This is a genomic window from Clostridium sp. MT-14 (assembly GCF_042436595.1).
Classification (GTDB): Bacteria; Bacillota; Clostridia; order Clostridiales; family Clostridiaceae; genus Clostridium_B; species Clostridium_B aromativorans.
Window position 1 is genome coordinate 1 of record NZ_JBHMIY010000060.1, and the last position, 8,629, is coordinate 8,629.

Sequence of the window (8,629 nt, forward strand, 5' to 3'; positions counted from 1 at the left end):
TTGCCATCTGGAATAACTTTGTAAAAAGGACTGGATTTAAACAGGGTTAGTTTAATAGTGAAAGTTGAAATTTAATCTTCTATTGAATATAGAAAATTAAAAATAATAATTTAACCTAGGAGTGGATTTACAATGATACAAGAAAGACTTAAAAAAGTTTTAAAGCTCATGGAGGAAGAAAAATTACCTCAGATGATAATTTCAGATCCATCTGCTATATTCTACCTTACAGGAAAGTGGATTTTGCCTGGCGAGAGGATGTTGGTACTCTATGTAAACTTAAAGGGAAACAACAGATTATTTGTAAATGAATTGTTTCCTATAAGTGAAGATTTAGGAGTAGATATTATATACTATAATGATGTTCAGAAGCCTGTAGAAATTCTTTCAAAATATGTTGAAAAAGATAAACCTATGGGTATCGATAAAAATTGGGCTTCACATTTTTTGATCAAATTAATGGAATTGAAAGCTGGAAGTGCGTTTGTAAATGCTTCAGAAATTATTGACAGGGTGAGAATGTGTAAAGATGAAAAAGAAAAGGAATTGATGAGAAATTCTTCCAAGTTAAATGATATTGCTATAGACAGGATGATTAAGCTTATTCCAAAAAAGTATTCTGAAAAGAAAATGGGGAAAATACTTTCTGATATATGGGAAGAGCTGGGAGCAGAAGGTCATTCCTTTGATCCAATTGTAGGCTATGGCGCAAATGCAGCAGATCCACACCATGTAATGGATGATTCAACTGTAAAAGAAGGAGACAGTGTAGTCATTGATATTGGCTGTAAAAAAGATTCCTATTGTTCAGATATGACTAGAACTGTTTTCTATAAATATGCACCAGAACACAGTAGAGAAGTTTACAATATAGTTTTAGAGGCAAATAAGAGGGGAATAGAAAAAGCTAAAGCAGGAGTCAGGTTTTGCGATATAGATGCTGCAGCTAGAGATTATATAACAGAAAAAGGCTACGGAAAATATTTCACCCATAGATTAGGACATTCTATAGGAATAGAGGATCATGATTTCGGGGATGTTTCTTCAGCTAATACCGACGTGGTTCAGCCGGGACAGATTTTTTCCATTGAGCCTGGTATCTATATACCGGGAGAAGTGGGAGTGAGAATAGAGGATTTGGTAATTGCCAATGAAGATGGCTGTGAAGTATTAAATCATTATCCGAAAGATTTGATGATAGTAGAATAGTATTTTAAAGAATTTAATACAGTTAAGAAATTTTAGGGAAATTAAGCTGCTCTTATTGACATACAACTTAATTTCCCTTTTTAATGAAATCAACGTTTAAGTCTATGATGCCAGTTTTCAATTCCACCTAAATTGTAAATTTTTTTGAATCCCATTTTTTTTAGTATATGAGAGGCTTTTGCAGATTTTATACCACATTTGCAATACACTACAATGGAAGAATTCAAATCTGGTTTTATTTTTTTTATGATATCTTTAAAATTCTCAATGGGGATATTTTTGCTACTGTCTATATGTCCTTTGTGGAATTCCCTATGGGTTCTAACGTCAATTAGAAGTGGAGGAAATTTGCTTTCAAGCATCTTTCTCAATTCTCTGCCGGATATTTTTCTTATATGTGACATTATGGCTATCCCTCTTTTTACATGTAAACTCCACCTGAACCTAAGGATCAGTCGATCTAGTAAGCCTAGCTATGGGACCTGTGGGGCTTATAATATTGGTTATTTTATTGTATGGGATTTCTATTTTGAAAAGCCCGTATACATAAGGTGTGTATTCGTAAATTTGATAATACAATACAAGATTTTCAGGAGTTAGATAATACTGTTGATCTTCTGTTATGCCTTTATATTCACTTATTAAATCAATATTATTTTCTTTAATATACTGCATTGCCAGATCGTTTAAAACTTTAGTATAATATACTTTAGGATTAAATAGATCACTAAACTCATATACCTGTCCTGTTTCAGTGTTAGCTGTTATAGAAGAGTATTTTGTATATCCGTGGGCAGCATGGTTTATATAAGTACCCATATTAAAAAGTATACTGAGAATATTTTTTTGATTTAGCGTTACTTCATAGTTTCCAAGTATATCATGAAAGTCGACAATTTCAGGAAGCAGAACTTGACTCCTAAAGAGTTTGCTTACTTCATCTGCAATAAGATTATTGATTTTTGTAAGGGATTCTATTTCTTTTTCATTTGATATTACTGGATAATTTATGCTAAAATTAATAGGTGATAATTTTTGCTCGCTTAATTTTACAGAATCGGTATCTGTATCATTTCTATAGAATTTTAAACAATTTTCGTCAATATTAAATGTATAATTGGAGTCATCAGGGTAATTAAAATAAAGCACTTTAAAATCTCCTCATGCTATTACTTTTCATAATATTTTATTCTGAATGCTCTTTTAATGTGTCAATTATTTTACTAAACCTAAAATAATATGCAATATAATCTATTGCAGTGGAGATTAAAAATGGGAAAAATCAGCTGTATAGAGTTAAGTTATTGATTATGGAGAAATAATATGAAAAATGTAAAAAGTATTATATTGAGAATACTGATAATTATTATAGGAAATGTCGTATATTCCATTGGAGTCAATATGTTTATCATACCCCATAAATTTTTAAGCGGTGGAGTATCGGGTGTTGCAATTATATTTCAATATTTAACGGGAATACCTTCAGGGTATTTTGTTATAGCAATAAACATTCCCATATTTATGGTAGGATTTAAAACCGTGGATAGGAGGTTTGGAATTTTTAGCTTTATAGGCATGGCAGCCATGTCTTTGTCTTTAATTTTTACCAGGACGGTGCACAATTTTTATTATCTGCCGGATCCACTTCTATCGGCATTGTGCAGTGGAATGCTTACGGGAGTTGGGGCTGGAATTGTATTCAAATGCAGAGCATCTCAAGGTGGCACAGATATAATAGCGGTGGCAGTAAAGAAGAAATATGGAATTTCCATAGGAAGAATTGGATTTGGGATCAATGCGGTGATAGTGTCAATAGGTATGATTATAGGGAATTTGCCTATTGCCCTATATACATTGATATCCATGTATATGTATTCTGTAGTAGTTGACAAGATGATTGAGGGATTTGATAAGGGAAAAATAATGTTTATAGTGACTAGTAATACTGAGGATGTAGAAAAAGCTATAGTAGAAAAACTTGGAAGGGGAGTTACTTACCTTTATGGCGAAGGAGCATATACTGGAACTCAAAAAAAGATCATATATTCCATAATGAATTCCAGACAAGTAGAAGAGGCCAAAAGATTTATCCATAATTTAGATGCTAACGCAGTTATGTCTATTATGGATGCAAGTGAAGTGAGAGGAAGGGGTTTTAAATCCAAAATTTTTTGAAAACAATATGGAATAAAAAGATAGCTTTCTATTTATATTTATAGAAAGGTATTCTGGATTTGATGTTAAAAAATAGTTTAAGTAATTTTGAATTTAATAGTGTGAGTTTTCTAAGGCTAAAATGGTTAAAAGCACTTAAAAATATTACTACTCCTCCCAATATTATTACGGAATTTAATATTCTATTTATAAGTGATTTGTTTTTCATTTTAAGTTTAGTTGTGAATTTACCTGCTGTAAAAACTAGCACAAACCACCAAATCATGCTCCCTGTAAATACACCTAGAATTAAAAAAGGTTTATTCATGGGGCTTATTTTTAAATTTGATAAATGCAGTCCTGTAAATATAACTATGAACGCAAAAATAGTAGTCGGATTTGCCAGAGATATTAAAAATGTAGAAGTAAATGCCCTGAATAATAAGTGATGATATGCTGAAGTATTTTTTTCATTAATTTCTTCTATGTTTTTATTTAAAACACTATTTTGCTTCTTATGTACGAAAGGATAAGCACCGGAACAAATTAATATGAGTCCTCCTAGAATACGAAGATATTCTTCGTGTAACACAATAAATCTTTCAATCAACATGAAACCCATGACAGCGAGATAGGCGTAAATACTATCTGTAAATGCTGATCCAAGTCCAGAAATTAAACCATATCTACGTCCAAAAGTCAGGGTATTTTTAAGACATAGAGCTCCGATGGGCCCTAAGGGCATACCTGTTATCAATCCTATAAGTATTCCTTTAAATAAATTTGTCAACATAAAATTTATCGCTTCCCATAATATATTTGAAATTAAAATATTTATATCATTATCCGCATGTTATTATTTTATTCTTAACCAACTATATCTTCAATGATTTTGTACAAGTTTTTTAAGATAAACAGTTGACAAATAGATTGAAGTGCCATATATTATAAATCAATAGAAATTGTTATATGTTAGCTGATTAGAAAAACTAAAGGCTAAGCTTTTAAGTATAGTAGTTGATGTATTATTTTACTATATTTTAAGAAGCTTGGCTTTTTTGAATGAACTTATTTAAAATTTACGAGGTGACAATTATGCTAAATTTTTCAAACAAAAGTTATCAGTTAAAATTTAATATTATAAATATGGCGAAGAAGTTACAGATGAACCTTATTGGATTTGCACCTGTGGAAAGATGGGAAAAATACGGCGAAACAGATCCAGAATATTATCCGCAAAACATATGGCCTGAAGTAAAAAGTGTAATTGTACTTGGCACGCAGATATATTTACCTATGCTTGAGACAACCCCTTCTGTTGTGTATTCTGAATTATATAATACAGCTAACAGGATTCTGGATGAAGCTGCCTATAAAATTTCAAATTATTTGAATGTACAAAAGAAACAGGCATTCTTTTTTCCAAGAGATTGTTATGGGGATATTTCTGTCCTCATAGAAAAACCAGCTGCAGCTTTTTCTCAAGTATTGGCGGGGAAATATGCAGGACTTGGGACAATTGGATATAATCATACTCTCATAACCAAGGAATTTGGTCCCAGGGTAAGGTTGGTATCTGTTTTAACAAATGCTCTGCTTCCACCTGATCCGGTTTTGAAAAAAGATCTGTGTATTAAATGTGAAATGTGTAGAAAATGCTGCCCTACATCTTCTTTTAAGACTACGGAAAATCTTATTGCAGATATGGATAAGAAAAAATGTGCAGCATATCATGCTGAGCTTAAAAGTGCATTTTGCTATCCCTGTGGAGTTTGCATAAAAGTTTGTCCCATAGGTGAAGATAGAAAAGTATATGGCTATGATGCGAAAAAATACTTAGGTGAAAGAGAGGTTCTGAAGAGAAATAAGAAGGACCCTGAATATGCAGGATGGGTGCACTGTAGAGAACATGGTTCTAAAACTGTTCAAAAATTATAATAAAGAGGAGGATGGATGTTTTCATAAATAAATCCATCTTTTTTTTAAAGAAAAATGGTATAATATTATTGTTAATTATATTTTATAGTAAGGAAAAAAAGAATGAGAACTGTATTTTTATATCTGTATTTTACATTTTATGTATTTTATACTTTTTATCTTGAGTTAAGGATCAAATCCGTTTATAAAAATTTTCCTAGAAAAGAAGCAGATGAACGTATATCAAAAATCGTATCAAGATGGGCAAAAAATATATTAGATAGAATTGGGGTTAAAGTGGATGTAATTGGGAATGAAAAACTGACAGAGAGAAATTATCTGTTTGTTTCAAATCATCAGGGAAATTTTGATCCTTTTATAATACTTGCTTATATTCATAAGCCCATGGGATTTATTGCAAAGAATGAACTGCTGAAAATACCTATTATTAGGGAGGGAATGAAAAAAATTCACTGTGTGTTTATGAATAGAAAAAATATAAGAGAGTCTGCAAAGGCTATTGATGAGGGAATAGACAATCTAAAAAAAGGATACTCCATGGTTATATTCCCAGAAGGTACTATAAGTAAATGTCATGAGATGCTTGAATTTAAAAGGGGAAGTTTTAAACTTGCAATCAGATCTGGCATACCCATAGTACCTGTAGCCATTGATGGCAGCCATAAAATATTTGAAGACAACAGGGGGAAAAAATTTGTACCTGCTCGAGTAAGAATGATAATTGATAAACCTATTGATGTAAAGTTTTTAAGTGCTAATCAGAAAAGAAATTTACCTTTAATGGTTAAATCGATAATAGGCGAAAATCTAGATAGAGGGTAATGAAGTGAATTTATATAATATGGAGGAGATTAAATGAAAAATTTTGTTACTACTAAATGGCTTGGAGAGCATTTAAAAGATGACAATTTAGTGATTGTGGATTGTAGGGGAGATTTGTTGGATAAAGAGTATGGGCGAAATGCCTATAAAAAATCACATATAGAGGGAGCTTTATTTGTGAATTTGAGTACTGATCTTTCTTCAACACCAGGAGAACATGGGGGAAGAGATCCTCTTCCGGAAGTTGATGAGTTTAAAAATACCGTGGAGAATTTAGGGATAGATGATGATACCGTGGTAGTGGCTTATGATGATTATAAAATTGCTGATGCGGCAAGGTTTTGCTGGATGTTGAGATATTACATGGGGCATAAGTTTAACTATGTCTTAGATGGAGGAATAGACAAGTGGGTGAATGATGGAAATAATCTTTCTAAAGATATGGTAAAGTCTTCTAAGAAAGGCACTTTTCAGTCAAATGTGAATGAAGATATGAGGGTTGATATGAACTATGTGAATAGGATAAAGTACGATGATAAATGGATGATAATAGATTCGAGAACTCCTATAAGATATAGAGGCGAAAATGAACCCATAGATAAAATAGCAGGACATATACCGGGAGCGGTAAATTATTATTGGAAAGAAAATCTAAACCAAGATAATACTATTAAGGATATTGGTTATTTAAAAGAAAAATTTAAAGATGCCTATGGCAAAAAAGAAGTGATAGTATACTGTGGCTCAGGTATAGACGGAACTTTTAATTTTTTATTACTGGATGAAATTGGTATAAGGGCTAAACTATACAGCGGCAGCTGGAGCGACTGGATAACCTACAGGGGAAATAACATAGAAAAAACCATTATGGAATAAAATTAAAAATACTCTTTCATACTTGTATAGAAAGAGTATTTTTAATTTACATCTTAATCGATTATAGTACCTGGATTTAATATACCATTCGGATCAAAAGCTTTTTTTACACCCTTCATAATTTCAATCTCCCTTTCAGTAAATTGAAGGGGCATATATTTTTTCCTGGTCTTTCCAGTTCCGTGTTCAGCTGTTATTGTTCCACCATATTTTAGGGCAATTTTATACATTTGCTGTTTGAATTCTTCATAATAAGATGGTAGTTTTCCGTTGACACTGAGTATGAAATTATGTATATTTCCATCTGCTATATGACCTACTGCTGGGATTGTGGTGTTGTATTTTTCCGCCAGGGAGGTTATATCATCAAAAAAGTCCGGTACTGATGAAGGTGGAACAGCCATATCCAGTCCATCTGCTACATGATCTTTAAAAGGTGTATAAGCATTACTTCTTATATCCAAAAGTTTCTTTTGTTCTTTTGAAGTCTCTGCTATAATACTGTCTACTGCATTGTGATTTTCACATATCTCTACAATTTTTTCACTATCAGAATACAGTTCATCTTCAGTTTTCCCATCAAGCATAAACATCAAATCTACGGAGCCTTTAACAGCAGGCCATGTAGTTCCGAGATCTTCAGCAGCTCTTTGTGAGATAAGTCTGTCCATGTATTCTACGGCTAAGGGCGTTATTCCCTCTTGAAGTATCGTAGGTACTGAATCACAGGCATCACGCCTGTCGTCAAATGATATCAATAGAGTTCCCGTGTACTTGTTCTTTGCATAGAGCTTTAAAGTGACTTTTGTAATTACACCAAGAGTTCCTTCACTTCCAATCATCATGCTGAGCAGATCATAACCCATGTTATTTTTTACAAGTTTTCCGCCTAAAGTTACTATTTCTCCTGTAGGGAGAACTACTTCTAAAGATTTGACGTGGTTTCGCATAATTCCATGCTTTACAGCTTTTGTACCTCCAGCATTTTCCATAACCATACCGCCTATTTGGGCACCTTCATCTCCGGGATGTATGGGGAAAAATAATTTATCCTGTTTATTTAATGATTCGAGTAAATCTGACAGAGTTGCTCCTGCTTCCACTGTGATCATCAGATTTTTTTTATCCAGTTCAATTATTTTATTCAATCTTTCAAGAGATAAAATTATGCTGGGTTTTATAGGAACGGCTCCACCACATACTCCGGTGCCACCTCCTCTTGGAACCACAGGTATAAGGAAATTATTAGCGTATTTTAATATGCAGGATATCTCTTTGGGAGAACTTGGTTTAACCAGGACGCAATCCTCCGGTGGTTGAAGCCGGATTAAGGATTCAGTTTCATCAGTTAAATAATTTTGTATCTGTGACAAGCTGTTTGTAACATAATCGTCTCCTACTATTTTTTTTAAATTTTCAATTACTTTGCTTTCCAATAAATTCACTTCCTAATATTTAATAAAATAATCCTTAGATTTATGCTGATTTGTCTATTAAAGCAATAGTAGTCATCGGATAAAATTAATAATACCACTTTTATATTAAATTGTGTATATTTTATTTTAAGATTGCTATTTACTAACTATATGTGAACTACCACCACTTATAGAAGTGGATGGCTTCTTAGTCA

The 8,629-nt window shown here is 32.4% G+C and carries 9 protein-coding genes; 5 read left to right on the top strand and 4 right to left on the bottom strand.

Annotation, left to right across the window (positions count from 1 at the left end):
• Nucleotides 1–132 precede the first annotated feature (132 nt).
• On the top strand, nt 133–1,209 hold the full coding sequence (locus ACFHWD_RS20060; RefSeq protein WP_150358583.1) for a Xaa-Pro peptidase family protein: 1,077 nt from the start codon (nt 133–135) through the stop codon (nt 1,207–1,209).
• Between the two features lie 89 nt (nt 1,210–1,298).
• On the opposite strand, the gene ACFHWD_RS20065 is transcribed toward ACFHWD_RS20060, so the two are convergent.
• Together ACFHWD_RS20065 and ACFHWD_RS20070 are read right to left on the bottom strand one after the other, a co-directional pair.
• On the bottom strand, nt 1,299–1,613 hold the full coding sequence (locus ACFHWD_RS20065; RefSeq protein WP_179977457.1) for a rhodanese-like domain-containing protein: 315 nt from the start codon (nt 1,611–1,613) through the stop codon (nt 1,299–1,301).
• A gap of 40 nt (nt 1,614–1,653) precedes the next feature.
• A complete protein-coding gene (locus tag ACFHWD_RS20070; RefSeq protein ID WP_179977456.1) occupies nt 1,654–2,358 on the bottom strand; it encodes a DUF3298 and DUF4163 domain-containing protein in 705 nt (234 codons plus the stop codon).
• 174 nt (nt 2,359–2,532) lie between these two features.
• Here ACFHWD_RS20070 and ACFHWD_RS20075 point away from each other — a divergent pair, with 174 nt between their 5' ends.
• Nucleotides 2,533–3,384: a YitT family protein gene (locus tag ACFHWD_RS20075; protein ID WP_150358586.1), complete on the top strand. Its 852-nt coding sequence runs from the start codon at nt 2,533–2,535 to the stop codon at nt 3,382–3,384.
• 28 nt (nt 3,385–3,412) lie between these two features.
• On the opposite strand, the gene ACFHWD_RS20080 is transcribed toward ACFHWD_RS20075, so the two are convergent.
• On the bottom strand, nt 3,413–4,156 hold the full coding sequence (locus ACFHWD_RS20080) for a LysE family transporter (protein WP_179977455.1): 744 nt from the start codon (nt 4,154–4,156) through the stop codon (nt 3,413–3,415).
• Between the two features lie 302 nt (nt 4,157–4,458).
• On the opposite strand from ACFHWD_RS20080, the gene ACFHWD_RS20085 reads away from it, so the two are divergent.
• From ACFHWD_RS20085 to ACFHWD_RS20095, 3 genes are all read left to right on the top strand, one after another.
• Entirely contained in the window at nt 4,459–5,301 is an 843-nt protein-coding gene (locus tag ACFHWD_RS20085) for an epoxyqueuosine reductase (protein ID WP_150358588.1), read from the top strand.
• Between the two features lie 102 nt (nt 5,302–5,403).
• Nucleotides 5,404–6,123, top strand: a complete 720-nt coding sequence (locus tag ACFHWD_RS20090) for a 1-acyl-sn-glycerol-3-phosphate acyltransferase (protein ID WP_179977454.1) — start codon at nt 5,404–5,406, stop codon at nt 6,121–6,123.
• A gap of 33 nt (nt 6,124–6,156) precedes the next feature.
• On the top strand, nt 6,157–6,999 hold the full coding sequence (locus ACFHWD_RS20095) for a sulfurtransferase (RefSeq protein ID WP_150358590.1): 843 nt from the start codon (nt 6,157–6,159) through the stop codon (nt 6,997–6,999).
• A gap of 53 nt (nt 7,000–7,052) precedes the next feature.
• On the opposite strand, the gene ACFHWD_RS20100 is transcribed toward ACFHWD_RS20095, so the two are convergent.
• Nucleotides 7,053–8,435, bottom strand: a complete 1,383-nt coding sequence (locus ACFHWD_RS20100; RefSeq protein ID WP_150358591.1) for an FAD-binding oxidoreductase — start codon at nt 8,433–8,435, stop codon at nt 7,053–7,055.
• Nucleotides 8,436–8,629 lie beyond the last annotated feature (194 nt).

Bases quoted from the DNA above. Each gene is read 5' to 3' on its own strand.
- ACFHWD_RS20090 (WP_179977454.1), top strand. From the start codon at position 5,404: ATGAGAACTGTATTTTTATATCTGTATTTTACATTTTATGTATTTTAT.
- ACFHWD_RS20060 (WP_150358583.1), top strand. From the start codon at position 133: ATGATACAAGAAAGACTTAAAAAAGTTTTAAAGCTCATGGAGGAAGAA.
- ACFHWD_RS20075 (WP_150358586.1), top strand. From the start codon at position 2,533: ATGAAAAATGTAAAAAGTATTATATTGAGAATACTGATAATTATTATA.
- ACFHWD_RS20095 (WP_150358590.1), top strand. From the start codon at position 6,157: ATGAAAAATTTTGTTACTACTAAATGGCTTGGAGAGCATTTAAAAGAT.
- ACFHWD_RS20065 (WP_179977457.1), bottom strand. From the start codon at position 1,613: ATGTCACATATAAGAAAAATATCCGGCAGAGAATTGAGAAAGATGCTT.
- ACFHWD_RS20080 (WP_179977455.1), bottom strand. From the start codon at position 4,156: ATGTTGACAAATTTATTTAAAGGAATACTTATAGGATTGATAACAGGT.
- ACFHWD_RS20085 (WP_150358588.1), top strand. From the start codon at position 4,459: ATGCTAAATTTTTCAAACAAAAGTTATCAGTTAAAATTTAATATTATA.